Consider the following 22,119-nt stretch of genomic DNA (forward strand, 5'->3'; position numbering starts at 1 on the left):
GTGTTGCAACTTCCACCTTAGCGGGCTTCGGCGTGGCTTTCTATTTGTACGGAGGACTTCTCAATGGTGAGTAATAGTCCTTTTTGCTTACGCAAGCATACTTACAAACTTTTCCCAGTTACTGAGAGGCAAAACAAAATCCGGCCTGCCTCGCTCGTGGCAAGAATCGTTATAGGCGGGTCTTCTCAAGCCTTCGATGTGGGGAGTGCTGGTAAGAGAGATTTTAGCCAGTTTCCTCGAAAATTCTGGCAAGTCGGAGGTTTCGGCTTTTGCCAACAGTTTTTGGTACTTGTGTTTGACTGTGCGGCATTTCAGCGAAGCCTCCTCTGGTTTGATAACAAAATCGAGGATGGTGCTTGCTGCGACCAGAATGCCACTAAATCCTGTGAGTGCAGGAGACGCTGTGGCGGCACCAACAAAAGCAGCACTACCGCCCAGCAAACTAACAAACTTGAACACGTGAGACATTCTCAGGAAAAGCCTTTCCTGCAGATGGAGATAGCGAATGGCATACGCCGCATCTCCCTTGGCTTCGTAAAGAGTGCGTTCATCAATTCTCACTTTTGCGGTGTGCTGCTCAGTCATCTTTTAAATCCTTTATTTAGGTTTTTGCGGCGGTGGTGGAGGTGGCGTTCTAGCTGGCGGCACATGGTTATGCCTGTGTTCTCTATCACCGGCTGTGTAAACAGGTTTCTGCGTTTCCATGGGTGCTCTCCGTTACAGGTTGTTAAGCAGGGTTTGGCGACTATCAGCTTACAACTTGTTGGGTATGAGCGCCCACCCTTTCCTAAGGGAGGTGCGTTATGACCGAAGAGCGCGCATTCCGAGGTGTCTGGATCCCCGCCGAGATCTGGCTGAATCGGGAGCTCTCACTGCAAGAGAAAGTGATGCTGATCGAGATCGACAGCCTGCAGCATCCGCAAAAGGGCTGTTTCAAGTCCAACAAGAAGCTGGCCGAGTTCTTTGGTCTTTCGCCTAACCGTGTTTCCGAAGTGATCAGCTCGCTGAAAAAGAAGGGCTGGATTCGCGTGGATCAGATTCGCGAAGGCAAGCAGATTGTCGAGCGCAGGATCTTTATGAAGAACCCCCTCGGAAAGCCGAATGGGGGTACTCGAAAAACCGAAGGGGGGTATTCGGAAAATCGTGAGAACCCTATTCGAGATTCCGAAGGGGGGTATTCGGAAAATCGTGAGAACCCTATTCGAGATCCCGAAGGGGGATATTCGGAAAACGGGGAGAACCCTATTCGAGATCCCGAAGAGGGGTATTCGGAAAACCGTGAAGAGAGGGGTTCAGGTTTAGGGGTTCAGTTAGAGGGTTCCAGTAAGAGGGTTGCGCCTGGGGCCAGCCCAGCCGCTGCCACTGGTGACTACCTGGGCGCTGACGAACCGCAAGCTGAACCGGATGGGCCGCAGGAATCCGCCGATGCGTTGCTGGCGCGAATCCCCAGCGATATGCCTGGCACCCGGGATCCGAAAGCCAAGACGTTCAAGGCGTGGGCCAATTACGCCTGTGCGTATCGCCACCGGTATGGCGCTTGGCCAGTCTGGAATGAAAAGACCGGTGCCACCCTGAGCCAGTTGGTCAATCGGGTAGGTGCCGATCGCGCCCCTGGGGTGGCTGCCCATTACGTGAAGCTGAACAACCAGTATTACACCGCCCGGATGCACCCCGTGGGCCTACTGCTGCAGGACTGCGAGGCGATCGCCACGCAACTAGCCACCGGCCAGCAGGTGACCCAGGCCAGGGCGCGCCAGCTGGATAGCACGCAATCCAACCTGAGTAACGCCGAGGAGGCCAAGCGCATCATGGCCGCCCGCCGCCAACAGCAGGAGTCTTCGTCATGCTAACCGAACATGAGTCTGACCAGGTGCTCGAGCTGGTGTACGCCACGGCCGAGGTGCTAGGCCAAGAAATTCGCCCAACTGCTGCGGTGTTGATTACCGATGACCTTAGCGGCTACCCGTTTGCCGAGATCCGCCGCGCCTTGGCCCGTTGCCGTGCCGAGCTGCACGGCAAGCTGACCCTGGCCGCGATCGTTGAGCGGTTGCCCAGCGCGAATAAGCACCTGTTGCCCAATGAGGCGTGGGCGCTGGCGCTGCGTAGTACCGATGAGAGTGAAACCGTGGTGTGGACACCGGAAATTGCCCGGGCGTTTGGCGTGGCCAAGCCGGTACTGAACGGCGGTGACCAGGTGGGGGCGCGCATGGCCTTCCTGGCAGCCTACGAGCGGGAAGCCGAAACCGCCAAAGCAGAAGGGCGCCAGCCGGTGTGGCAGGTGTCGTTGGGGCATGATCCGCAGCGCCGTGAGCTGGTACTTCAGGAGGCGGTCGATGCCGGCAAGCTGCCCGCTCCGAAAGTGGCCCACTTGCTACCACCCGCTGAAAAACCGCTGACCGAGCAAGGGCGGCGCCAGCGTAAGCGCATGGTTGGCCAACTGCGCGAGATCATCAATAAGCCAGGTGATGCCAAGGCTCGCAAGCGTCGTGAGGAGATCGAGCAGGAAGAGGCGCGCCGGCGTGAGCTCCTGGAACAGGCGGGCGCGCCACTGTCTGCAATGGGAGGGCGTTAACGATGTTGAGCCGTGCTTATGACCGGCCTAAGTGCCCGGCCTGCCAACACCGCAAGAGCGCTGACGAGTTTCGCGACCCGGGTACCGGTGAGCCGCTTCCAGCGTGCAAGCAGTGCATGCGCACATCACAGCGGGGAGGACGTCGGCAATGGATGGCGTGAGCTGGTTTCTGTTGGGGGTGCTGGCGGGCGTGTTTATCGCGGTGGCCTGCGCTGCTGGCGCCTTTTGTAAGAGTGTCGAAGGGTTGAACGATCAAGGGGAGCATGACGATGGGTGAAGCATTGAAAGGTGGGCAGCAGGCGCGCCGTGCCGCGTTATTGTGCCAAAACGCGCGCTTCGGTTTGTACCTCGATTGCCGCCGCCGCCAGGCAAAGGCGCTTGAGTATCGGCAACTGCCCGATGGTACCCACAGCCCAGAGGACTGCGCCGATTTCATCCGTCATTCGTGTGGCATTCAAAGCCGCGCCGAGCTGGATCATAACGATACGGCGCGGGCCATGCTGGAGCGGATAGTAGCCGATTACCAACGTTGGGAGCGCCAGCAACGAATGCTCGACCAGATCGCCGGGGGTATGGCGTGACGTTACGAATCCAGAACCCCCGCCGTCCTCGAGCACTAACCAAAAGCGGCGCGCCCCGGGCAAAGCCAGTTGATTGGGAAGGGCAGGAGCAAGCCGTTCTGATCCGTTGGCTGTATGGCGAGAAGATGCGCGGCCACCCGGTAGGCGAGTTGTTCGATGCCACCTTCCATGTGCCCAACGGTGGCCACCGCAACAAGAAAACCGCGAGCGACTTAAAACGCCAGGGCGTAAAGGCAGGCGTGAGCGATCTCCCCGTTCGTCAGGCCCGCGGCGGTTGGTTTGGCCTGTACCTGGAGTTCAAGGCCACCCCGCCAAAGGATGCGCCGTTAGCCGATAGCCAATTCAAGTGGCTGGAAGATAGCGAATATGAGGGCTATTGCGCCGTGCTGGCGCTGGGACTCGAGGAGGCCAAAGCAGTGCTTAGGGAATACGCCAGTTGGCCCCGCACGCAAATAGTCGGCGAACGGCTGGCGCTGGAGAGTGGGACCGAGTGGAGGAAGGGGTGATGGCCATGGCAGTTAAGAAAGAGGGAAGCACGATGCGCGATATGTTTGAGCGAATGCCAATGGCTAGGCTGCGTGAGATCGCAAGAGAATCACATAAAGACCACGATCCGGAGGCAGCACGGGTATTTGTTAACCGTGTGCTTGATATGGAAGTAGAGCGGCGCATCTGGTACGTCCATGAAAACCCGGGGTACCAGCCATTCAGCTCGGCGGCCAAACTGGGTGAACAACCTGGTGGTGGAACAGCTGCCGCTGAACCCCTGGCGATTGCCTATGATCGCGGTATACGTGTCCATGCTGCCCATGAAGAAGCCAGAAAGTTTATAGAGTATGCACGACTGCCCACTCGCAACTTGCTAGCCGCGCTTATCCAGGCGGCAAAGACAGACCGTCGGGTAAATGGGCCTTGGGGAAAGAGCTATGATCAGATTGCTGCACACGTGGGGGATTACGCTCAAATGCTGGGGTGGCCACCAGGTATTGAGGCCAAAATTGAATTCAAAAAAGGTCAAGCGATTAAGCGAGCAGCTTTAGAGGGGCGTGCGCAGATGATTATGTTGACTCGGTTGTGGTAAAAATTGAGCTCCATTAGATCAAAGGAGCTCAACCAATCATTTTTTAGTGATTGTTTTTATTGTATCTGACAGATTGTTTACTACTGATGAGAGAGCATCTAACGATTTGCTATGTGACTCTGATTCGTTGCTAAAATCTTCAGTTCTATGCTGACAGAATAGTTTTTCACTTAGTTGCCTTTTGAGGTCGTTTTTTTCGCTTTCTGGAAGAGATGATATAAATGGGTCGATTGCCTTGACTTCAAGAGCAAACCAGCGCATTTTTTGCTCGTTGATTAAATGAATTCGTGACTGTTTTGATGAGAACTGTGCAGCAATAAAGGCAATTGCTGTAATTGATATAGTGATAATTAATACTGGCCATTGAACCTGATTGTTGATAAAGGTTTCGAATCCGAGAGTATTTTTGAATAATACCCATAAGATTATGAGTGCGTAACACCCCATGGTGATTCCTCTCCATAAGTTGGCGGCACTCTTTTCGTCATCAGCATTTTTTTTGTACCCGCCCGCTATCCCATCTTCAGCAACCAATTCATATATATCTTTTATTGAATTGTGCTTTTTAGTTATGTCTACATTGCTATCATCTATTTTTTGTAATAGAGATGCTGTTTTTTTGTTTATGATTTCTTCTTGGCTGTTATAAGCAGACTTCGCATCATTGATAATTGAATTTATAGCTTTTTCAGATTCATTTTTAAAGCTTTGTTGACGTGCTTTCTGTTCGGTGGAGAAATCCTCCATACGCTTATTTTTTTCTATTAACATCATTTTTTCATTGTTCTTTATTGTTTCTTTTGTTTGATTTATTCGTTCATTTAATGCGACTTCTAACGCATGTATTTCATTTATTTTTTCTCTAGCTTCCTTTAGCTCATATTCAAGTGTAAGTTTTAGATCAATTATTTCTTTTTCAGTTTTATTGTGTCTCTTTGTGAAGTTGTTTTCCATGTCTTTAAGTAGCTTTATATCATCATCTTTGCTACTAGCACCTGATAGGCGATAAGCGCTATTTGCTAATTCTTCAGTGTATGGAAATGCAGCTTCATAGTTGAAGTTTCCATGAAATTTTATTGATTCGTGAATTAGTTCTAGAAATTCTTCATTTGATATTATGTTGTCAATTGCATCAAGTTCTCTCTTTGGGTAAAAGAAAGGATCAATTGAATAAAGAGCCTCTCTTGTTTTGGATAGTATGTAATAAAGCTTTGAAAGGTCATTGGGTGAGTTGGTGTTGATAGTGTCTACACTGTTGTGTAGATATGACAATATGCCGTCCATTTTTTTATAAACAGGGTGATCGATGTCTTTATGTTCCCAATTTTTCATAGTTTTTAACCTTAATGCTGTGTAGAAGGTTTTAACAAATTTCTTGTATTGTAATGTATTGGTGTTATGCATGAAATAGATTGGTTGATATTTACATAGCATAGCTAGTGGCGAATTGTAGAGCATTGATTCTGATGAATATATATGGATTTCTTGCGCAGATTGCTTTTATATTGAGTTCTAACCAAATTTGGCTTGCAAGGCTTGGGTGCACTAGAAGCTGACTGCGAAGTGTTGCATCATGGGAACGATTAAGCTATCGTGTTTCTATCCTAGTCATAGATGAGACTAGCATTTTCAATAAAGCCCCGCCGGTAGCCCGGCGGGGCTTTTGTGTATCTAAGTGTTATTTTTTCGCAGCATTATGATGTTCGTGGCCTAGGCAACATGTGACTTAGGGTCAAAGCCGATTATCAGAGCTATCACTAGGTCTGCGTTCAGTGTTATTTCGCGACGTGGGCTGAGGTTGCGGTGTCTGCTCCGAAGGTTTGCGATCTCGAAACTTGTTCCATGCTGATTTAGCTTTCTGCTGATTTTCTGGCTTACGCAGCCAATTTGCAGCCGCCATCATAATCCACTTTTTCATTCGATCCTCCAGGTTCCATTTGAGAGGTGTATTTGCGTCTTACCATTCGGCTATAGCTTAGTCATCCAAGACTGGCTAGCCCTTGTAACATTATTCGGCGCTGCTGACTCCTCTCTGTTCCCATTTGTTTGATCCTTTCTGCCTGATTACTTCACGTTACCAATTTCTGAGGCTTCTATGTCTGCTCATTCTCCTACTCATTGGCTTGAGGAGGCGGAACTGCTGCCCGTTGAGCCAGCACCGCCAAGAGATACAAGCGCTGGCAACGTGGCCGCCTTCCTCGACACATTGGCCTTTGCCGAAGGTACGCCACGCTTTGGTAATCAGGACGGATTCAATGTGATTGTCGGCGGCAAGACGTTCAACAGCTACGACGATCACCCGCGCCAGCTTGTTTGGCTTCCTGCTTATGAAATTCACTCCAGTGCAGCAGGGCGCTACCAGTTCCTGATGCGCACATGGGATGACCTGGCCCAGCGGTTCCATATACCTGACTTCACGCCTGCTAGCCAAGATCTAGGCGCCGTTCACCTTATCCGCCAGTGCAAAGCGCTTGCATTGATCCATGACGGCCGTATCCGTGACGCCATCCACGCTTGCCGCAAAATCTGGGCGAGCCTACCAGGTGCTGGCTATGGCCAAAGGGAGCTGGCTACTGATGAGTTGCTGAGTGTTTATGAAGCGGCTGGCGGCATTTCCATCGACTAACTGACGAGGCCCGCCCGAGAGGTGCGCCATGAATCCAAGACGAAAAGAGAAACGCCCTATGAATGGCAGAGACCCCAACTTCTGGCAAGGGCTGCTGGATTTCTTGCCCATCACTTTGGTGGCCATCCTGACCTTCACGATGGGATTTATTCGTGGTGTTCACGAGGGAGGTAGTCTGAAGAAGTCACTGCTTGGCGCGGTGATGTGCACGCTTTTGGCAACGCCGCTGTTTCCCGTATTCCTATGGATAGCTGAGTCTCAAGGCTGGCCAACTATTATTGCCTTTCCTCCGTGCGTGTTCCTGGCGTTCCTGGGTACCGATTGGATTCGCAGTAAAGCAGACGACCTCTATGAGGTCTTCATCGGACGGTGGCGCAAATGATCGGGCAGCTCAAGCGCAAGCTGATCGGCGTGGGTATTGGCGGAATAAGTATTGCTGCTGTTTATTTCTACTGGCAGCACGTTACAGGCGAACGTGACGCATACCAGGCAGAGGCTGAGCACCAACGTAATCGTGCCGAGATATTGATCGAGCACCAGCAGTTGCAGCGCCAGCGCATTGAGACACTGAGCAACGCACTGGCCAAGCGTGAACGCACGTTAAACACCATTGATGACGATATAGGCGCCAGCACCGGGGCCCTCGAACCATTGGGAGAACAAGATGCGAAAGCAGGTGACTGGCTTGATAGCGATCTGCCTGATGGGGTTGTTGACTGGGTGCGCGAGCTTCAGCGATCAGGCAATGCCACTGGAGTGCGACAGTCCGGAGGTTCCGGAGCATCTAACCAATGAGCTACCAGCGCCTACGCGGATCTTACAGAGTAATAAAGGGCTGCTTTTATTGCTCGCTGAATATGAGGCGCTACGCCGCCGGTTTAATGCTGACCGAGCGGCGGTGACTGAGATTGTTATTAGCGATGTTGATGAAGATTAATTGAAGTAGATGTCCACTTCTCGATTACTTCCAATGATGTGTGCATCTGATGGGCATTCCCCGTTACGACAAAGAGTTGACCAAAACTCTTTATCAAAACGGTCATGCAAGAACAGGTAGCGGCAGATACTAATGACGTCATTTCTCTGGAAGTCCCCGGTTGAGTAAGCGGAGCCGTGGATACCAAGCAGGTCTTCAAGCTCGTAGAAAGTGACCTCTTTTTTGTCTTCCCAATGGTCGCACAATATCGAGAAGATGCGATCTACTTGCTCTTTAGCAATACGAAACTGCTCTGCATGTGGCTTATGCCAATCAGCCCCTTCGTCAAGGATTGGATAAACGCCATCATCCCAAGCCAAGAGGTAGGCAGGGAGGAATGGGCTTTGCTCGGCATCATCCTTAGCCGTCAGTAGGATTGTTAAACGCATTTGCTGGAACAGCGCATTCGCTATATCTGACATACAGAATCCCTTAAAAAATTAATTTGCCCAGAAAGGTTAGCGCAATTCCATCCTCGCCACCACGCCCATGCCGCGCCCCTATGTGCGCAGGCAAAACCACGCACAAGCACGGCTATTGCGACAAGCACGCCGACCAAGCAGTTGCCTGGAAGAAGCCAGCCCATAAAAGATCAGGCCGAGGCGGGAGGCCTTGGAGAAGGAAGCGTGAGCGCATACTGCAACGCGACAAAGGATTGTGTCAGCCATGTCTGCGAAAGGGTATTTATACCCCAGCGGAGGAAGTCGACCACATCGACAACAAGGCCTCTGGCGGCACTGACGAGGACGATAATCTAGAGTCGACCTGCAAGTCATGCCACAAAGTAAAAACGCAGAAGGAAGCACTTCGCGGGCGTGGCGCGGACGCCTGAGGGGGAGGGGGGATCAAATCCCTACAGCCTTTCGCCAGCGGACACCGCAGCCTCCATTAAATTTTTATACCCGCGAAATTGAAAAATCAGGTCGGCGCGAGGAATTAGCAAATGACAAGAGGTCGCAAACCTAAACCGAGCCACCTGAAAGCGGTGCAAGGCAACGCCGGAAAGCGGGGTGTGAACCACGATGAACCCGAAGGTGAAGAGCTCACCGAAGTGCCGCTTCCACCGGATTGGCTTGATCCGATCGGTATTCAGATGTGGGAAAAAATTGGCCCTTGGCTAGTGAGCTCCAAGATCCTGACCGGATCTGATCTCTCTAACCTGGAGGCTTACTGCGCAGCTTATGCCCGCTGGCGAAAAGCAGAAGAGCACATCGCTATACACGGCATCACGGTGCAGGGCATGAACTCCGAAGTGAAGAACCCCGCCTGCACCGTGGCGAATGAATCCCTTAAGCAGCTCGTGACGTTTGGCAGCGCCTTAGGTCTGGATCCTTCCAGCCGTTCGCGCCTCGCCATACCTGGCGCGAAAGAAGCCGGCAACCCTTTCAAAGACCTGATAGGCAAAAAGCGATGAAGCTCCATGGCCAGTTACCCGAACGTCAACGCCGCGAACAAGTACGCTCGGGACGTAGTGGCCAAAAAGATTCCCGCGTGCAAGGAGGTGCGGCAGGCCTGCCAGCGCCATCTGGACGATCTCAAGGCGCAGAAGTCCCGGTCATATCCGTACCGGTTCGATAAGGACGAAGCCGAGCGCTGTTGTGACTTCATTCAACTACTGCCTCACACCAAGGGCAGGTGGGCGCGTGAGAAACGGCTCATTACCTTGGAGCCGTGGCAGCTGTTTATCGTTGCTTGCATTTTTGGGTGGCTCAAAAAGAAAACCGAACTACGCCGCTTTTCAGAGGCCTACATTGAAGTAGAGCGTAAGAACGGTAAATCAGTGTTGGCGGCTGCAATTGCCAACCTGTTGTTTTGCGCTGATGGCGAGTACGGCGCAGAAGTCTACTGTGGCGCGACCACAGAGAAGCAGGCATGGGAAGTGTTTCGGCCTGCACGCTTGATGCTGAAGAAGTCACCCGCGCTGGTCAGTGCGGCCGGCATCGAGATCATGGCCAAGAACATCTCGATACCAGAGGATGGTTCGCGGTTAGAGCCATTGATTGGCGACCCAGGTGACGGCTCCTCGCCAAGTGGTTCGATAGTCGATGAGTTCCACGAGCACGATAAGCCCAACTTGTACGACACCATGGCCACCGGCATGGGGTCACGTGATCAAGGGTTGATGTTCATCATCACCACCGCGGGCTTCAACCTGGCCGGGCCTTGTTATGACAAGCGCCGTCAGGCGCAGCAAATGCTTGATAAATCGCTGCCGAATGATGAGCTGTTCGCCGTTATTTATACCATTGATGCCGGCGACGATTGGAAAGACCCCGCGATACTGCGCAAGGCTAACCCGAACTTCGGTATCTCGGTTGGTGAAGAGTTTCTACTCAAGGCCCAGCGCGACGCCGTTCGCTACCCAAGCCGACAAAACAGCTTCCTCACTAAGCACCTGAATGTCTGGGTGAGTGCGCGCACTGCGTGGCTCAACATGGCCAGTTGGCACGCGCTCGGTGATGAGTCGTTAAACATAGAAGACTTCATCGGCAAGGCCTGCTGGTTAGGCGTGGATCTCGCCAGTAAGACCGACATCGCGAGCATCGCGCTGCTATTCCGTGACGAAGTGCCCGATAAGAAAGGGCGCATGAAAACCCGCTGGACGGTGTTCGTTCGTAACTACCTACCGGAAGGCGCCGTGGAGCGGGCCAGTAACAACAAGGCGGCTTATGAAACCTGGGTGAATAGCGGTGACCTGATTATCACCGATGGCGAAGAGCTCGACTTCGATGTGATCCGCGATGACATCAAAGACCTGGCGGGCTTATTCGAGATCACCGAAATTGCCTACGACCCTTGGCGCGCCACCCAGCTTGCCCACCAGTTAATGGCAGACGGTGCCAGCATCGTCGAGTACCGCAACACCGTTCAAAACATGAGCCCCGCCATGCGGGAAATGGAAGCCGCCATCACAGGCGGGCGCTTCCGGCATCCCAAGGATCCGGTGCTCACCTGGATGGCCAGCAACGTGGTTGCCAAGGCTGACGCGAAAGACAACATCTACCCACGCAAAGAAAAGCCCGACAACAAGATCGACGGCATCATCGCCATCTTGATGGCGCTCGGTCGCGCCGTGCTCACCGAAAACGACGAGCCGGAAGAATCCATTTACGACACCTCGGACGTTACATGCTGATCAATCTCCTAACCTTCACAGTCGGCCTGCTGGGTGTCGGGCTCGTCGCGTTTGGCGCGTGGCTGATGCTGCCCGCCGCGGGCTACATCGTCGCGGGCAGCTTCTGCCTGCTCTGGTCGTGGCTGGCTTCCAAAGCAGCCGCCCAGGCCAACCAGCCGCCATCGGTCACCAAACACGAAGAGGATAGCTAATGTTCTGGCCTAGCCTCTTCAATTCTCCCGCCACAGGCAGCCCCCAGAAAAGCCAGAATTGGACGGGCAATTGGGTGAGCTCTAACACCAGCCGCCAAAGCGCTGCCGGCACCATGGTGAACACTGAAACCGCCCTGGGTGTCAGCGCGCTACGCGGCTGCGTCACGCTGCTAGCTGAGTCGCTGGCGCAGTTGCCCTGTGAGCTCTACCGCCGGGACGACAAAGGCGGGCGCGAGCGTGCTAACGATCACCCCCTTTATGACGTGATCCATAGCCAGCCCAACAGGAAGGACACCACGTTCGAGTATTACGAGCAGGGCATGGGGCACCTGGCGCTGGAAGGAAACGAGTTCTCACTGATTGAGCGAGATGGCGCTGGCTACCCGACGGAGCTAATCCCCGTCCACCCCAAGAAAGTGGGCGTGCTTAAAGGCCAGGATGGCCTGCCGTATTACCAACTGCTGGATTACAAAAACCAGATACTGCCGATGCGCTCAGTGCATCACGTTAAGGCGTTCTCGCTGGATGGCTATGTAGGGCTTTCACCCATCGCCACCAACGCCGACACCATCGGCCTCGCCATGGCCACCGAGCAACACGCTTCGGCGGTGTTTCAGCGCGGCGCCACGATGGCAGGCGTTATTGAGCGGCCACGCGAAGCCACGGCGATAAAGGATCAAGCGTCAGTTGATCGGCTGTTGAGCAAGTTCACTGAACGCCATGGTGGAGGCCTACGCAATGCCTTCTCTGTCGCGCTGCTTCAAGAGGGCATGCAGTACAAGCAATTGGCGATGGATAACGAAAAGGCCCAGCTGCTGGAGTCGCGCAACTTCGGCGTGGTGGAAGTGTGCCGGTTATATCGCGTCGCGCCCAACATGATCCAGCACCTGGACAAGGCCACGTTCAACAATATCGAGCACCTTGGCCTGCAGTTCGTCATCTACACGTTGATGCCGTGGATCAAGCGCAAAGAGGCCGCAATGATGCGCGACCTGCTTATCCCCAGCGAGCGCAAAAACCTTTACATCGAATTCAACGTATCCGGCTTGCTGCGCGGTGATCAGAAGTCACGCTTCGAAGCCTACGCCATTGCCCGCCAATGGGGGTGGTTGAGTGTTAACGATATTCGCCGCTTGGAAAACATGCCCCCTATCAAGGGAGGCGATCGCTACCTGAGCCCCATGAACATGGTGGATTCACAGCAGATGCAGAACTCGCTGAATGCCACACCCCAACAAATGCAAGAGATCGAGGGAATACTCGCATGCACGCAATGATTAACTACCCGCACATCGCGTCCATGGTGTTTAACACACCCCTGTACGCAACACCCACGCTCGTGCAGGCAGTGCGTAACGTGCTAGAGCCTCGCTTGCTGGGGCGCGCTAATGACCTACCGCAAAGCCTAGGCATGGACTCTGGCAGCGGAGACGACCGCGAAATGCAGCGCCTTCAGGTCTCTGGCCGCATTGCGGTTATTCCCGTGCACGGTGTGTTGGTGGCGCGTCGTGGTCACATCACCGCTGCCTGTGAAGAGCTGCTTTCCTACGAGCGCCTGCGCAGCCAAATTACCGCCGCGTTAAAGCATGAAATGGTCGAAGAGATCGCGCTCGACTTCCACACCGGCGGCGGCCACGCCATGGGCTGTAAGGAGCTCGCCGATTTTATCCGTGCCAGCACGGCCATTAAGCCCATCACGGCGTTGGTCAATTTCGCTGCGTACTCGGCGGGTTACTACCTGGCGTCGGCCTGTTCGCGAATTGTCGCCAGCCCCACCGCGGGTGTGGGCTCCATCGGCGTGATTATCGAAACCTATGAGGTCAGCCGCATGGAGCAGGAGATGGGCATCACGTTCAACACCTACTACCGCGGCGACCACAAGAACAACGGGTCCCCGCATGAGCCGATCACCGACCAAGCCGTGCAAGAGATCAACACAATGCTGGATGGCGCTTATGGCGAATTCACTGAATCCGTTGCCAGCTTCCGCGGGCTGGATGTGTCAGCGATCGTTGATACCCAAGCGCGACTATTCAGGCCACAAGAAGCGCTTGCCCTAAAACTCATCGATGAGATTGCCCCCGCACAAGACGCCATCGACACCATCGCGCAGCGCTACACCAGCAATACCGGAACCACCCCACGAAACAACCGAAGCATTCGCGCCCAGGCGCGAGCGTTCGACACCAGTTGTCAGCTCTAGCCACGCGGCGGAGCGACATCACGGCGGCCATGAGCCGCCTTTTTTGTGCCTAAAAGAAGAGGAAGTACCATGCCTAATATCGAAGAACTCCGCCGCAAGCGTGCCGAGATTAACGCGCAAGTGCAGGCGCTGGCCGCTGTTGAGATGGAAGCGGGCGAGCTGAACGAAGAGCAACTGGCTGAATTTGAAAAACTTGCCACCGAGTTTGATGAAATCAGCGCCAAGCTTTCCCGGGCTGAAAACATTGAACGCATGAACGCCGCCTCAAGCGAGCCGGTACCCACGTTTGGTGGTGGTCGTTCTGCGGCAGTGCATATCAAGCCAGAGCTTAAGCAGTACACCGGCGCCAAAGTGGCGCGCATGGCGATGGCCGTTGCAGCAGGTAAGGGCGATATGCAGTTGGCCTCCAAATTCGCCAGTGGCGAAATTGGCGATGCTGACGTAGCGATGGCCATCGACACCAGTGCAAATTCCGGCGGTTCGCTGGTGCCAGAGAACATGCACAACGAAGTGATTGAGTTACTGCGCCCTAAAACCATCGTGCGTTCCTTGGGCGCTCGCTCAATGCCGCTGCCTAACGGCAACCTGAGCATGCCGCGCATGTCGTCTGGTGCAACCTCTAGCTACGTTGGCGAAGGCTCCGATGTGCTGGCGACCGAGGCCAACACTGACGATGTAAAACTGAACGCCAAAACCATGATCACGCTGGTGCCGATGAGCAACCAGTTGATTGGGCGTGCTGGTTTCCAGGTAGAGCAGCTGTTCCTAAACGACATGCTGGCCAGCATGGCGGTGCGTGAAGACAAAGGCTTCATGCGCGATGACGGCACCAACGACACGCCCACAGGCTGGGGCGCAGTATGTCGGGCAGAAGGGCGCGTGGTGCCATGGTCTGGCACCGCTGATCTGGCAACTATTGATACTTACCTTGATAGCTTGATGCTCGAGCTGATGAATAGCGACAGCCTGCTTGTCAGCCCGGGTTGGGGACTGTCTCCGCGTACCTATATGAAGTTGTTTGGTATGCGTGACGGAAACGGTAACAAGGTTTACCCCGAACTGGCTCAAGGCCAACTGAAGGGCTACCCGATCCGCTACACCACCACGATCCCCATTAACTTGGATACCTCCGAAGCGGGAACTAACAACGAGTCAGAGATCTACTTCGGCGACTTCAACGATGTCGTTATCGGTGATAGCGATGTCATGACCATCGATTTCAGCCGCGAAGCCACCTACAAGGATGGAAGCGGTCAGTTGGTGTCTGCGTATAGCCGTAACCAATCGCTACTACGCGTGGTGAAAGAGCACGATATTGCCTTCCGCCACCCAGAGGGCTTGGTGATGGGTACCGAAGTCACCTGGTAAGGCTTTCCTGTTTGTAGAACAGCTAAGCAATAGCCGAAGGCCCGCCGCGTGCGGGCCTTCGCCGTTATCCCTTTAAATGACAGGAGCCTCCCATGGCCGCCACCAAAAAAACCGCTGAAAAGCTATACACCATGGTGTTTCTAAAACCCTATGGACGTTACTCCCGTAACGATCGCGCTGGCTTTCCAGAAGCGAAATCCAAACAGCTAAAGGATCGCAAGATCGCTATTCCTGCCGAGGAGTTCAAAGCCGCCGCCGCGGATAAAGCCAAATCCGATGCAGCGAATAAGCCGGCCAAAGGCACCGAAGGCGCCGACAAGGTTTAGCCCTCGCTGTTTTTATCGTTATACCAACGCCGCCACTGAGCGGCGTTCTTGTTTCCGAACGCTTGAGAGACCCTGAATGATCACGTTATCACGCGCCAAACTGCACCTTCGGTTAGCTATTTCCGAAGAGGAAGCAATGGCCTACACCGATGAAGACATGATCATCCAAGGGCTCATCAACGGCGCCTACAAATACGCCGAACACTACACCCAGGCAACGCTAGCCACGCGCACGAAAACACTCGTACTTGATGGCTTCCCAGCGGGGAGCGATGCCATTGAACTGCCGTGGTCACCGGTAACCGCCATTGAATCGCTTGAGTACATCGACCCCGAAGGCATTGAGCAATCACTCGATGCTGAAACCCTACGACTAGACACACGTCCCATTTACCCGCTGCTGGCGCCGCAATGGGGAAGCCACTGGCCCAGCACCACCGACGAGCCCGAAAGCGTCACCATTACCGCCACCGCAGGCGCGGCAGAAACCCCGCCGGATGTAGAAATCGCCATCCTGCTGCTGATAGGCCACTGGTACGAAAACCGCGAAAGCGTTTCTTCAGGCGGGTATCAAGAGGTACCCATGGGCGTGGATATGCTGCTGGCGCCTCATCGAATCCATGCCGTGGGGTAGGACATGCATATTGGTAAAAAGCGAGATCAGGTTGTCCTCGAATGGTGGCAAAAGGGCGAGCGCACCGACTCAGGTGCAACACCGGAAGGGTGGCAACCCGGTGGCAAAGTGTGGGCCGAGGTCGAACAGCTGCGCGGGCGCACGCTATTCGCCGCGCAAGAAGCCAACGCCGAAACTACCGCCCGCATCCGTATGCGGTACCGGGCAGACATTGCCGCCGCCACGGGCAAAACCCTACGGCTACGCCATGGCGAGATGACCTACCAACTAGAGGGCCGTCCGATCGATCTAGGCGGGCGTCGCACAGAACTGGAGTTGATGTGCCATGAGTGGGTTTGATTGGCAGGTTCAGGGAGTCCACCTGCAGGAAATGCAGCGTGAGCTAAAGGCGTTGGAAGACAACATCAAAGAGCGTGCCATACGGGCCGGCTTGGTGTCAGTGGTAGCCCCGGTCAAGCGCACCGCCAAAAGCGAAGCGCCCTCGGATAGCGGCGATATGGCCCGCGCCGTCGGCCACCGCAACATTAATAAACGCCAGCGTAGTCGCTTAGGTTTCAAGCCCGGCGAGGTGGGCCTACTGGTAGGCACTAACCGCAAGATCAACGGTCGCTGGCAGGGCCGCAAAGGCATGTGGCAGGAGCAAGGCACCGAGAACATGGAAGCCAACCCGTTCCTATGGCCCGCCATGCAGAAACACCAAAGCGGGGTGCCCGGGCGGTTTTTCGAAGGGCTTTCCAAATACCTAGATCGGCAGCGCACCAAAGGGGCCATTGCATGATTGATAGCATCATTACCGCACTTAGCGGAGCAGGCATTACCGCTGCACCCAGCAGCGAAGCCGACCCCAGCCGCGCCGATACCGTGCCTGGGTTGGTCGCGCTGGTAGACCCTGTCGTCAGCAGTGCCCTATGGCCGCTCAACTTGCCGGCGGATGCCCCCAGTACCAACGGTGTTTACAACCTAGCAGGCCAAAGCGGCATCGAGGTAGACGGCTACCGCTTGGGGCGCGTGGACACCTACGTACTCAGCCTGCGGTCACCCGAGTTCGACCCGCTACGCACTATGAGCACCCAGCTCATCGAGCGAGTCGCCGCGCAGAGTGGCAGTGAAGGCTGGGAGATCACCGACGCCGCCACCGATTACGAATACGACCAAAAGCAATACCGCGCTCACTTCGAACTGCAAGCCACCAGCTTGGCGATGGCCACACCGGCACTGCCTGCCGCCTTTGTGCACCCCGTGCAAGCCACCACGACACCCAACGAACTGGAAACGATGAATGTTCGCCAGACAGTGACAGAGCACATCGCCGTAGTGCTGGTTGCCGAGCAGGCCGAAGTGGATGCGCAGCGAAAAGCGATTGATGGCGCTTTGCTTGGTCTGAACAGCTCGCCTCACGGCGTTGCCCCCTTGGAATACGCAGGGGGGCAGCGCGTCGCTGTCTCCGGCAGCCACGTCTATTGGCGTGAGCTCTACCGCTACGACCGCATGATTCGTAGCTAACCCAACCACCACCCCACAAGCCCCGCCGCGTGCGGGTTTTTTTATGCCTGGAGGAAACCCCCATGCCCAATGCAGGAGGCTGCTACGTCATCCGTGACGGTAAGCGCGTGCTGGTGCACAGCACAAAGCCTACGCCCACAAAGTACGCGAAAGCGCCTAATTCAAACCCCGCTACCGCGCCGGTGAAAGCCGAAACGGCAGCCCCCAAGCCCGCCAAGGCGGCGGCCAAGCAAGAGGGAAAAGGCAATGAGTGATCCAATGGCGTGGCGGATCCTAACGGTGGCCGCCATTATCGAAGATGAGTACGGCGTAACGCCGGAAGACCTCTCCAGTGCCGTGTTTTTTGATGTGATGACCAGAGAGGCTGCCAGTCCCTACCAAGGTGATACAGCAGAAGTTGAGCGTGTGAAGCCAGGTTTTGGCAGCAATAAGCAGGTGAATGTGGCGCCCTATACGACACGCCAAATCCGTGTTCCTTACGCGGGATCTGGTACACCAGGGGTGCCTCCATCCTACCGGCCATTGCTTTTGTGCTCCGGTCACAGTGAAGTCATCGACATGACCGAAGGCGCAGAAACGGTCACTTACGAACCAGTATCCAGTAACTTCGCCTCAATCTCATTGCTGTGGTGGACGGATAACGACGAGCTGCAGGTGCTACCAGGTGTGCGCGGAACCGTAACGCGTACCGCCGACGCCAAAGGCATGCCGTACTTTGAATTCAACCTAACGGGACTGTATCTGCGGCCGTACCGAGAAGCACCGCCAGCGGGTTCATCAAGAGAGCCTCAGGCAGAAGAAGTGCCTATCAACAAGCAGAACAGTGCATTCACCTTCTTTGGTTATGAAGCTCGCATGCAGTCCTGGTCGTTTGATATGGGCGGCCAGGTTGAGCATCGCAACCTCGTTAACTACGAGGGCGTCCACATCCAGAATCGTAACGCCACGGGTCAGGTCAACATCGAGGCGCCACGTATTCAAGACTTTAATATTTATGAAAAAGTCGAATCGCATAACGGCACCACAGAATCCCCGGTGACATTCACCCATGGCAAAACGCCGGGGAATATTGTTAAGCAACAATGTGCTCGGGTTCAGCTCTCGAACCTGCAGGAAACAGAAGTGCAGGGTTTCAAGCATTTCACTATGGATACTCGCTTGTTGTCCGCTGAGGCAGGCGATGGTGATTACGCCTACGTATTCAGTTAATCACGCAACCCACCAACGCTAACCACACCGCGCCGCCTAAGGGTGGCGCGTTTATTTGTGCCAATTAAAGGAACACACCATGTCTCTCATTCTGAAGAAAATCCCCACCGTTACCGTCGATGTGCCTATTCAAGTGCCGGGCGATAAGAAAGCGTCAACGATCCAGGCAGAGTGGAAGCTGCGTAAATGGGACGACTACCGCGCCAACGTTGAGGCGGCTCAGTCAGGCAAGAAAAAAGATGAGGAGTTTTTAGAAGATCTAGTGAATATCAGCGGTATCAAAGGCGAAGACAAAAAGGATTTGCCGTTTGATAAAGAGCTGGTCGAGCAGCTAATGCAAGAAACCTATATTCGCCGGCCGTTGATCCTCAGCTGGTACGCCGCACAGGAAGGCCGAAACCAGGCCGCTGCAAAAAACTAAGCGGCGCTGGCCAGTGGTGGGCCAGTGGCCCAGCCCCCAGAGATCAGCGTAAGAAGGACACTGACCGCTGGGGGCTGAAAGACGCCGAGATACCCGAAGCGCCTCAGCACTATGAAGTCTGGGAAGAGCACTGGCCAGCGCTGGAACTGTTTTTAGCGATGCGTACCCAGTGGCGCACGGCCATAGGCATGGCGGGCGGGCAACGCCTGGGCATTGATTACACATCGCTCTATGGCCACCCCAAGTTCGCCCGCCTGGATTATGACGAGCAAGACAAGTTGCTAAGCCAAATCCAACACATCGAAGCGGGCGCACTCGCAGCGTTTAATGATCAAAGCCATTTAGCCGAGCAGGAAGCGGAGCAGCAGGCTCAGGTAACGGAGGTCATCGAGAAACGTGCTGAGCTGCGTTACCTGCAGGAAGAGCAGCAACGCATCAACGTGCGAGAGCTTATGAACGTGATGGATTTGCCACCTGATTACAGGAGCGACGGGGTGTTTGTGGCTTGAGAGGGGATACGTTTCCGCGGCATAGCCATGCGGCTAGAATAGATAAGAGGGCTACGTTTCCTGCCATATAGCAAAACGCTAGTGTTGTAGAAAACGAACCTCCGCCGAGGGGCAACTCGGCGGAGGCTCTGATCAATTCCCCATGAATGAGCATGGAGACGATGTATGGATAATTATAGGCGTAGTGGCGGCAAAACGCGACTACGCGTAGGAGGAGATATGTCACCTGAAGGTGCAGACAAAGCAGGCATGATGCTAGCGAAAGCGGCGATGTATACAGGTGTGATGATTGGTGCCGCGGCTCTGATTAGCGCAGTAGGACTGGTGCTGCGCGTGATTGTTTAGCTACCGCTGGAAAAAAATCACAAAAAAAACGATCCGCACCCCTCTTTAGTAATTAGCTAGAAATGTCGCTAATTCAGAGGGTGCTATGTCGAGTTCAAAGAGCAATGTGGATGTGAGAGGACGCATGTCTGAGAAAGGTGCTGACCGAGTAGGAATGTTAATAGCAATTGGTTGGCTGTTGGTGGGGGTTGCGTCGGTGATTGGGGCCGCCACATGGATGATTTACGTATTATAAGTTTGCCAAGCTCCAGATGAGCGCCGCGAATAAGGACGTGGCTTGGCCGCGTGGCGTTGGGGCAAATAGCCACTATAAAGCAATGAGCGTTACTGGGGGGATTCTGATGCGGCTTAGGTTGCCGTTATAGCCTCACGCAGCTAAGCTACAAGATGTATACGCGTTAAACGTTTCGCCAAGCGTTGTATTAGTTGTTCAACAATTCAGTTGAATAATTCTGACGCGGCGAGTACGCTTAACGCATCATCTGAATGTCCTTGGCGAGCTCGTCAGGGTTTTTTATTGTCAGATGAATAAGAAATTTGGAGGTCACCATGTCCGCACTGTTGAAACAAGAACGCCTGATCATTCCTGCACGTAAGGAAGGTGAGCGCGTGAAGGCACGCCCGTGTCTTGGTGATCATCAAGCGCAGTTCGAAAAGGCAGGCAAAATGTCGATGGAGCGTTACGAAAACGCTTACCGCGAGCTGGCTAAGGTTTAAGATTTATGAGCGACTGCGGTTCAGATAATGACGGTATCCGCTACATTGTCGTCCCAGAGCTAGTACAAATTAACAAAGAAATGCTAAGGCTCACTCCAGGTGAGCCTTTTGGTATCCGTGATCAAGGCGGTTTAGAAAGCGCTCAGCAAAAGCCTTGCATGCATAGGTATTACACCCAGACTGAAGACTTGGCGACACTAGCTAGTGTTTTGGGCATGGGGCTTGTGCAGAACCATCCGTTCCTAAATGCTAATAAGCGTACCGCTGCAGATGCGGTATATCGCTTTCTATTGCTGAATGGCTATGAGTTGACTATGCCTGATAGAGACATAATCCTGCTTTGGGAGGGTGCCGCCACGCATGCCTATAATGAGGAAGACATAGCAAGTTTACTTGCTTACTGGTTGCGAGAATTTGACTCATCTAGCTTGAACGACTAGCCCCGCCATCGCGGGGTTTTTTACTGCTAACACATTGATATGACAATTCTATTTTTCACAAGCAGCCATACCAATCAGCGGCTCCCCCCCTGTAATCAACCCTCTTACAGCCAAACCAGCCTTAATAATATTGTGTAATCAACTCAGAAATTCAGCTAACCTTGCACGATTCGCACGAGGATGCGGCAAAGAATAATACTTGCGGGGGACGCATGAGTGTAGCTGTAATAGATTCTGATCAGGCCGCGTTTGAATGGTTAGAGCGATACCTAGAAGGGGAGCAGGTTGAGGGAATTGAATTGGTCGGGTGGCCAAAGCTATCCATACGCCTGACCGGTGAGAAATTTGATCAAAGCCTGACGCCTAGCATCATGAAAGGCTTTGTGGATTTTCAAGCCGAAATAAATCGTTCATATGCGCTGTCTAAATACGGTTCAGCGAATGCCAACAAGCTCAGCAAAGAGGAGAGGAAAGAGCTAGAAATCAGAGTCAAGGTTGAGAAAGGTTCAACCGTTCTGGAGATCAATTTTCAGGAACTCTTGACTAGCATCGCCTCCAAAGCGGTGACCAGCATGGATCCAGCTACATTAAGTATGACGATCGTAGGTTTGGGTGCCATTTGGGGAAGTGCCACCGCCTATAAAGCTTTTTTGAATCATCGAAAAGAAATTCGAATGGCCGAGGTTCAGAGTGAAACTGATAGAGAGCATCTATCTACTCTTCAGTTTATGACTGAGCAAGAGACGAAGCGGTCTGAAGTAATGGCCAGCATTGTTAAGCGCAGCACTGAACTGGATAACGCTTCACGATTCGCTGACGATGCCAGAGCGGACTTGCTTAAGACCATGTCGAAGGCCGATACCGCAGAGATAGATGGTATCAACCTGGATAGCGATACCACTACGCAGTTGATGTCCAATGCGAGGAGGAAGTCCGAAGAAGTTCGGCTGGATGGCGAGTACCGCATCCTTCGCAACGACACGACAGACCCGACGGCTTTTAAGGTCAAAGTGCGCAACGTTTCTAACCAAAACGAATTCGAAGCACTGGTGCAGGATGAATCACTGAGCGATAACTACAAAAATTTATTACGTGAAGCCGAGTGGGATCGAACAACGGTTAAGCTTGCGATTAACGCTAAGCAGCTAGATGAAACCATCCGCAACGCAATAGTGATAAGAGTTGAGCCAGTAGTTAAGTCGTGAAAATTGCCAAAACCCCGCCCTCGCGGGGTTTTTTGGGGGCGCTCGTTAGGCCCCTGGAATCTCAAATAAACCCTCC

Annotated in this window: 32 protein-coding genes; 29 read left to right on the forward strand and 3 right to left on the reverse strand. The window is 53.8% G+C overall.

Annotation, left to right across the window (positions count from 1 at the left end; all coding sequences use genetic code 11):
* Positions 1-87 precede the first annotated feature (87 nt).
* Complete coding sequence (locus tag HALTITAN_RS06440) at positions 88-585, reverse strand: hypothetical protein (protein WP_009286604.1); 498 nt, start codon at positions 583-585, stop codon at positions 88-90.
* 218 nt (positions 586-803) lie between these two features.
* Here HALTITAN_RS06440 and HALTITAN_RS24485 point away from each other — a divergent pair, with 218 nt between their 5' ends.
* The 6 genes from HALTITAN_RS24485 to HALTITAN_RS06470 all read left to right on the forward strand — a co-directional run bounded on the left by HALTITAN_RS24485 (position 804) and on the right by HALTITAN_RS06470 (position 4,234).
* Positions 804-1,850 (forward strand): helix-turn-helix domain-containing protein, encoded by a 1,047-nt coding sequence (locus tag HALTITAN_RS24485; RefSeq protein ID WP_009286605.1) that lies wholly within the window; start codon positions 804-806, stop codon positions 1,848-1,850.
* On the forward strand, positions 1,844-2,572 hold the full coding sequence (locus HALTITAN_RS06455) for a hypothetical protein (protein WP_051051905.1): 729 nt from the start codon (positions 1,844-1,846) through the stop codon (positions 2,570-2,572). The genes HALTITAN_RS24485 and HALTITAN_RS06455 overlap by 7 nt, the downstream gene beginning before the upstream one ends.
* A 148-nt stretch (positions 2,573-2,720) precedes the next feature.
* Positions 2,721-2,849, forward strand: a complete 129-nt coding sequence (locus tag HALTITAN_RS26185; protein ID WP_268871413.1) for a hypothetical protein — start codon at positions 2,721-2,723, stop codon at positions 2,847-2,849.
* Positions 2,842-3,153, forward strand: coding sequence for a hypothetical protein (locus HALTITAN_RS06460; protein WP_039858392.1), 312 nt, complete (start codon positions 2,842-2,844; stop codon positions 3,151-3,153). The genes HALTITAN_RS26185 and HALTITAN_RS06460 overlap by 8 nt, the downstream gene beginning before the upstream one ends.
* Positions 3,150-3,659, forward strand: a complete 510-nt coding sequence (locus tag HALTITAN_RS06465) for a VRR-NUC domain-containing protein (RefSeq protein ID WP_083868719.1) — start codon at positions 3,150-3,152, stop codon at positions 3,657-3,659. The genes HALTITAN_RS06460 and HALTITAN_RS06465 overlap by 4 nt, the downstream gene beginning before the upstream one ends.
* A 5-nt stretch (positions 3,660-3,664) precedes the next feature.
* The gene (locus tag HALTITAN_RS06470) at positions 3,665-4,234 is read left to right on the forward strand and encodes a hypothetical protein (protein ID WP_152419236.1); all 570 of its coding nucleotides are present in this window, start codon (positions 3,665-3,667) and stop codon (positions 4,232-4,234) included.
* Between the two features lie 36 nt (positions 4,235-4,270).
* Here the strand turns inward: HALTITAN_RS06470 and HALTITAN_RS06475 are convergent, their stop codons facing one another.
* Positions 4,271-5,566 (reverse strand): hypothetical protein, encoded by a 1,296-nt coding sequence (locus HALTITAN_RS06475; RefSeq protein WP_039858394.1) that lies wholly within the window; start codon positions 5,564-5,566, stop codon positions 4,271-4,273.
* A 763-nt stretch (positions 5,567-6,329) separates the two neighbouring features.
* Between HALTITAN_RS06475 and HALTITAN_RS06480 the strand changes: the two genes are divergently transcribed.
* Genes HALTITAN_RS06480 through HALTITAN_RS06490 form a run of 3 tightly spaced genes read left to right on the forward strand, consistent with a single transcriptional unit; the run spans position 6,330 to position 7,655 of the window.
* Complete coding sequence (locus HALTITAN_RS06480; protein WP_009286608.1) at positions 6,330-6,860, forward strand: glycoside hydrolase family 24 protein; 531 nt, start codon at positions 6,330-6,332, stop codon at positions 6,858-6,860.
* 28 nt (positions 6,861-6,888) lie between these two features.
* The gene (locus HALTITAN_RS06485) at positions 6,889-7,242 is read left to right on the forward strand and encodes a phage holin family protein (RefSeq protein ID WP_022523428.1); all 354 of its coding nucleotides are present in this window, start codon (positions 6,889-6,891) and stop codon (positions 7,240-7,242) included.
* Positions 7,239-7,655 carry a hypothetical protein gene (locus HALTITAN_RS06490; RefSeq protein WP_152419238.1) on the forward strand — a complete coding sequence of 139 codons (417 nt, stop codon included), beginning with the start codon at positions 7,239-7,241 and terminating at the stop codon, positions 7,653-7,655. The genes HALTITAN_RS06485 and HALTITAN_RS06490 overlap by 4 nt, the downstream gene beginning before the upstream one ends.
* A 138-nt stretch (positions 7,656-7,793) precedes the next feature.
* On the opposite strand, the gene HALTITAN_RS06495 is transcribed toward HALTITAN_RS06490, so the two are convergent.
* Positions 7,794-8,258: a hypothetical protein gene (locus tag HALTITAN_RS06495; RefSeq protein WP_009286610.1), complete on the reverse strand. Its 465-nt coding sequence runs from the start codon at positions 8,256-8,258 to the stop codon at positions 7,794-7,796.
* An 80-nt stretch (positions 8,259-8,338) separates the two neighbouring features.
* Between HALTITAN_RS06495 and HALTITAN_RS06500 the strand changes: the two genes are divergently transcribed.
* From HALTITAN_RS06500 to HALTITAN_RS06585, 20 genes are all read left to right on the forward strand, one after another.
* Complete coding sequence (locus HALTITAN_RS06500; protein ID WP_085947148.1) at positions 8,339-8,668, forward strand: HNH endonuclease; 330 nt, start codon at positions 8,339-8,341, stop codon at positions 8,666-8,668.
* 111 nt (positions 8,669-8,779) lie between these two features.
* On the forward strand, positions 8,780-9,250 hold the full coding sequence (locus HALTITAN_RS06505) for a phage terminase small subunit P27 family (RefSeq protein ID WP_009286611.1): 471 nt from the start codon (positions 8,780-8,782) through the stop codon (positions 9,248-9,250).
* Between the two features lie 6 nt (positions 9,251-9,256).
* Positions 9,257-10,972, forward strand: coding sequence for a terminase large subunit (locus tag HALTITAN_RS06510; RefSeq protein ID WP_009286612.1), 1,716 nt, complete (start codon positions 9,257-9,259; stop codon positions 10,970-10,972).
* Positions 10,966-11,163: a hypothetical protein gene (locus HALTITAN_RS06515; RefSeq protein ID WP_039858398.1), complete on the forward strand. Its 198-nt coding sequence runs from the start codon at positions 10,966-10,968 to the stop codon at positions 11,161-11,163. Before HALTITAN_RS06510 ends, HALTITAN_RS06515 begins: the two co-directional genes overlap by 7 nt.
* Complete coding sequence (locus HALTITAN_RS06520; protein WP_009286613.1) at positions 11,163-12,440, forward strand: phage portal protein; 1,278 nt, start codon at positions 11,163-11,165, stop codon at positions 12,438-12,440. Before HALTITAN_RS06515 ends, HALTITAN_RS06520 begins: the two co-directional genes overlap by 1 nt.
* A complete protein-coding gene (locus tag HALTITAN_RS06525; RefSeq protein ID WP_009286614.1) occupies positions 12,428-13,366 on the forward strand; it encodes a S49 family peptidase in 939 nt (312 codons plus the stop codon). Before HALTITAN_RS06520 ends, HALTITAN_RS06525 begins: the two co-directional genes overlap by 13 nt.
* Positions 13,367-13,435: 69 nt before the next feature.
* Complete coding sequence (locus tag HALTITAN_RS06530; RefSeq protein ID WP_039858400.1) at positions 13,436-14,734, forward strand: phage major capsid protein; 1,299 nt, start codon at positions 13,436-13,438, stop codon at positions 14,732-14,734.
* Between the two features lie 92 nt (positions 14,735-14,826).
* Positions 14,827-15,060: a hypothetical protein gene (locus HALTITAN_RS06535; protein ID WP_039858402.1), complete on the forward strand. Its 234-nt coding sequence runs from the start codon at positions 14,827-14,829 to the stop codon at positions 15,058-15,060.
* Positions 15,061-15,136: 76 nt separating this feature from the next.
* On the forward strand, positions 15,137-15,694 hold the full coding sequence (locus tag HALTITAN_RS06540) for a head-tail connector protein (RefSeq protein WP_009286615.1): 558 nt from the start codon (positions 15,137-15,139) through the stop codon (positions 15,692-15,694).
* Between the two features lie 3 nt (positions 15,695-15,697).
* Positions 15,698-16,033 (forward strand): phage head closure protein, encoded by a 336-nt coding sequence (locus HALTITAN_RS06545; protein ID WP_051051907.1) that lies wholly within the window; start codon positions 15,698-15,700, stop codon positions 16,031-16,033.
* Complete coding sequence (locus HALTITAN_RS06550; protein ID WP_039858404.1) at positions 16,020-16,472, forward strand: HK97-gp10 family putative phage morphogenesis protein; 453 nt, start codon at positions 16,020-16,022, stop codon at positions 16,470-16,472. The genes HALTITAN_RS06545 and HALTITAN_RS06550 overlap by 14 nt, the downstream gene beginning before the upstream one ends.
* Positions 16,469-17,197, forward strand: a complete 729-nt coding sequence (locus HALTITAN_RS06555; RefSeq protein ID WP_039858405.1) for a phage tail terminator protein — start codon at positions 16,469-16,471, stop codon at positions 17,195-17,197. The genes HALTITAN_RS06550 and HALTITAN_RS06555 overlap by 4 nt, the downstream gene beginning before the upstream one ends.
* A 62-nt stretch (positions 17,198-17,259) precedes the next feature.
* Positions 17,260-17,451: a hypothetical protein gene (locus HALTITAN_RS06560; protein ID WP_039858407.1), complete on the forward strand. Its 192-nt coding sequence runs from the start codon at positions 17,260-17,262 to the stop codon at positions 17,449-17,451.
* A complete protein-coding gene (locus HALTITAN_RS06565) occupies positions 17,444-18,406 on the forward strand; it encodes a hypothetical protein (protein ID WP_009286616.1) in 963 nt (320 codons plus the stop codon). The genes HALTITAN_RS06560 and HALTITAN_RS06565 overlap by 8 nt, the downstream gene beginning before the upstream one ends.
* A 79-nt stretch (positions 18,407-18,485) precedes the next feature.
* On the forward strand, positions 18,486-18,827 hold the full coding sequence (locus tag HALTITAN_RS06570; protein ID WP_039858412.1) for a hypothetical protein: 342 nt from the start codon (positions 18,486-18,488) through the stop codon (positions 18,825-18,827).
* 89 nt (positions 18,828-18,916) lie between these two features.
* Positions 18,917-19,336, forward strand: a complete 420-nt coding sequence (locus HALTITAN_RS25975) for a DUF1799 domain-containing protein (protein ID WP_268871418.1) — start codon at positions 18,917-18,919, stop codon at positions 19,334-19,336.
* A gap of 165 nt (positions 19,337-19,501) precedes the next feature.
* Entirely contained in the window at positions 19,502-19,681 is a 180-nt protein-coding gene (locus HALTITAN_RS25305; protein ID WP_152419239.1) for a hypothetical protein, read from the forward strand.
* 549 nt (positions 19,682-20,230) lie between these two features.
* Complete coding sequence (locus HALTITAN_RS25720) at positions 20,231-20,398, forward strand: hypothetical protein (protein ID WP_085947149.1); 168 nt, start codon at positions 20,231-20,233, stop codon at positions 20,396-20,398.
* Positions 20,399-20,403: 5 nt separating this feature from the next.
* Positions 20,404-20,838 (forward strand): type II toxin-antitoxin system death-on-curing family toxin, encoded by a 435-nt coding sequence (locus HALTITAN_RS06580; RefSeq protein ID WP_009286618.1) that lies wholly within the window; start codon positions 20,404-20,406, stop codon positions 20,836-20,838.
* Between the two features lie 212 nt (positions 20,839-21,050).
* Complete coding sequence (locus HALTITAN_RS06585; RefSeq protein WP_039858415.1) at positions 21,051-22,043, forward strand: hypothetical protein; 993 nt, start codon at positions 21,051-21,053, stop codon at positions 22,041-22,043.
* The last annotated feature ends 76 nt before the right edge of the window (positions 22,044-22,119 follow it).

Origin of the sequence: Vreelandella titanicae BH1, assembly GCF_000336575.1 — a bacterium.
GTDB lineage: Bacteria > Pseudomonadota > Gammaproteobacteria > Pseudomonadales > Halomonadaceae > Vreelandella > Vreelandella titanicae.

Excerpts from the sequence above, each read along its gene's own strand:
- HALTITAN_RS06440 (WP_009286604.1), bottom strand. The coding sequence starts at position 585 with ATGACTGAGCAGCACACCGCAAAAGTGAGAATTGATGAACGCACTCTT.
- HALTITAN_RS24485 (WP_009286605.1), top strand. The coding sequence starts at position 804 with ATGACCGAAGAGCGCGCATTCCGAGGTGTCTGGATCCCCGCCGAGATC.
- HALTITAN_RS06455 (WP_051051905.1), top strand. The coding sequence starts at position 1,844 with ATGCTAACCGAACATGAGTCTGACCAGGTGCTCGAGCTGGTGTACGCC.
- HALTITAN_RS26185 (WP_268871413.1), top strand. The coding sequence starts at position 2,721 with ATGGATGGCGTGAGCTGGTTTCTGTTGGGGGTGCTGGCGGGCGTGTTT.
- HALTITAN_RS06460 (WP_039858392.1), top strand. The coding sequence starts at position 2,842 with ATGGGTGAAGCATTGAAAGGTGGGCAGCAGGCGCGCCGTGCCGCGTTA.
- HALTITAN_RS06470 (WP_152419236.1), top strand. The coding sequence starts at position 3,665 with ATGGCAGTTAAGAAAGAGGGAAGCACGATGCGCGATATGTTTGAGCGA.
- HALTITAN_RS06475 (WP_039858394.1), bottom strand. The coding sequence starts at position 5,566 with ATGAAAAATTGGGAACATAAAGACATCGATCACCCTGTTTATAAAAAA.
- HALTITAN_RS06480 (WP_009286608.1), top strand. The coding sequence starts at position 6,330 with ATGTCTGCTCATTCTCCTACTCATTGGCTTGAGGAGGCGGAACTGCTG.
- HALTITAN_RS06485 (WP_022523428.1), top strand. The coding sequence starts at position 6,889 with ATGAATCCAAGACGAAAAGAGAAACGCCCTATGAATGGCAGAGACCCC.
- HALTITAN_RS06490 (WP_152419238.1), top strand. The coding sequence starts at position 7,239 with ATGATCGGGCAGCTCAAGCGCAAGCTGATCGGCGTGGGTATTGGCGGA.
- HALTITAN_RS06495 (WP_009286610.1), bottom strand. The coding sequence starts at position 8,258 with ATGTCAGATATAGCGAATGCGCTGTTCCAGCAAATGCGTTTAACAATC.
- HALTITAN_RS06500 (WP_085947148.1), top strand. The coding sequence starts at position 8,339 with ATGTGCGCAGGCAAAACCACGCACAAGCACGGCTATTGCGACAAGCAC.
- HALTITAN_RS06505 (WP_009286611.1), top strand. The coding sequence starts at position 8,780 with ATGACAAGAGGTCGCAAACCTAAACCGAGCCACCTGAAAGCGGTGCAA.
- HALTITAN_RS06510 (WP_009286612.1), top strand. The coding sequence starts at position 9,257 with ATGGCCAGTTACCCGAACGTCAACGCCGCGAACAAGTACGCTCGGGAC.
- HALTITAN_RS06515 (WP_039858398.1), top strand. The coding sequence starts at position 10,966 with ATGCTGATCAATCTCCTAACCTTCACAGTCGGCCTGCTGGGTGTCGGG.
- HALTITAN_RS06520 (WP_009286613.1), top strand. The coding sequence starts at position 11,163 with ATGTTCTGGCCTAGCCTCTTCAATTCTCCCGCCACAGGCAGCCCCCAG.
- HALTITAN_RS06525 (WP_009286614.1), top strand. The coding sequence starts at position 12,428 with ATGCACGCAATGATTAACTACCCGCACATCGCGTCCATGGTGTTTAAC.
- HALTITAN_RS06530 (WP_039858400.1), top strand. The coding sequence starts at position 13,436 with ATGCCTAATATCGAAGAACTCCGCCGCAAGCGTGCCGAGATTAACGCG.
- HALTITAN_RS06535 (WP_039858402.1), top strand. The coding sequence starts at position 14,827 with ATGGCCGCCACCAAAAAAACCGCTGAAAAGCTATACACCATGGTGTTT.
- HALTITAN_RS06540 (WP_009286615.1), top strand. The coding sequence starts at position 15,137 with ATGATCACGTTATCACGCGCCAAACTGCACCTTCGGTTAGCTATTTCC.
- HALTITAN_RS06545 (WP_051051907.1), top strand. The coding sequence starts at position 15,698 with ATGCATATTGGTAAAAAGCGAGATCAGGTTGTCCTCGAATGGTGGCAA.
- HALTITAN_RS06550 (WP_039858404.1), top strand. The coding sequence starts at position 16,020 with ATGAGTGGGTTTGATTGGCAGGTTCAGGGAGTCCACCTGCAGGAAATG.
- HALTITAN_RS06555 (WP_039858405.1), top strand. The coding sequence starts at position 16,469 with ATGATTGATAGCATCATTACCGCACTTAGCGGAGCAGGCATTACCGCT.
- HALTITAN_RS06560 (WP_039858407.1), top strand. The coding sequence starts at position 17,260 with ATGCCCAATGCAGGAGGCTGCTACGTCATCCGTGACGGTAAGCGCGTG.
- HALTITAN_RS06565 (WP_009286616.1), top strand. The coding sequence starts at position 17,444 with ATGAGTGATCCAATGGCGTGGCGGATCCTAACGGTGGCCGCCATTATC.
- HALTITAN_RS06570 (WP_039858412.1), top strand. The coding sequence starts at position 18,486 with ATGTCTCTCATTCTGAAGAAAATCCCCACCGTTACCGTCGATGTGCCT.
- HALTITAN_RS25305 (WP_152419239.1), top strand. The coding sequence starts at position 19,502 with ATGGATAATTATAGGCGTAGTGGCGGCAAAACGCGACTACGCGTAGGA.
- HALTITAN_RS25720 (WP_085947149.1), top strand. The coding sequence starts at position 20,231 with ATGTCCGCACTGTTGAAACAAGAACGCCTGATCATTCCTGCACGTAAG.
- HALTITAN_RS06580 (WP_009286618.1), top strand. The coding sequence starts at position 20,404 with ATGAGCGACTGCGGTTCAGATAATGACGGTATCCGCTACATTGTCGTC.
- HALTITAN_RS06585 (WP_039858415.1), top strand. The coding sequence starts at position 21,051 with ATGAGTGTAGCTGTAATAGATTCTGATCAGGCCGCGTTTGAATGGTTA.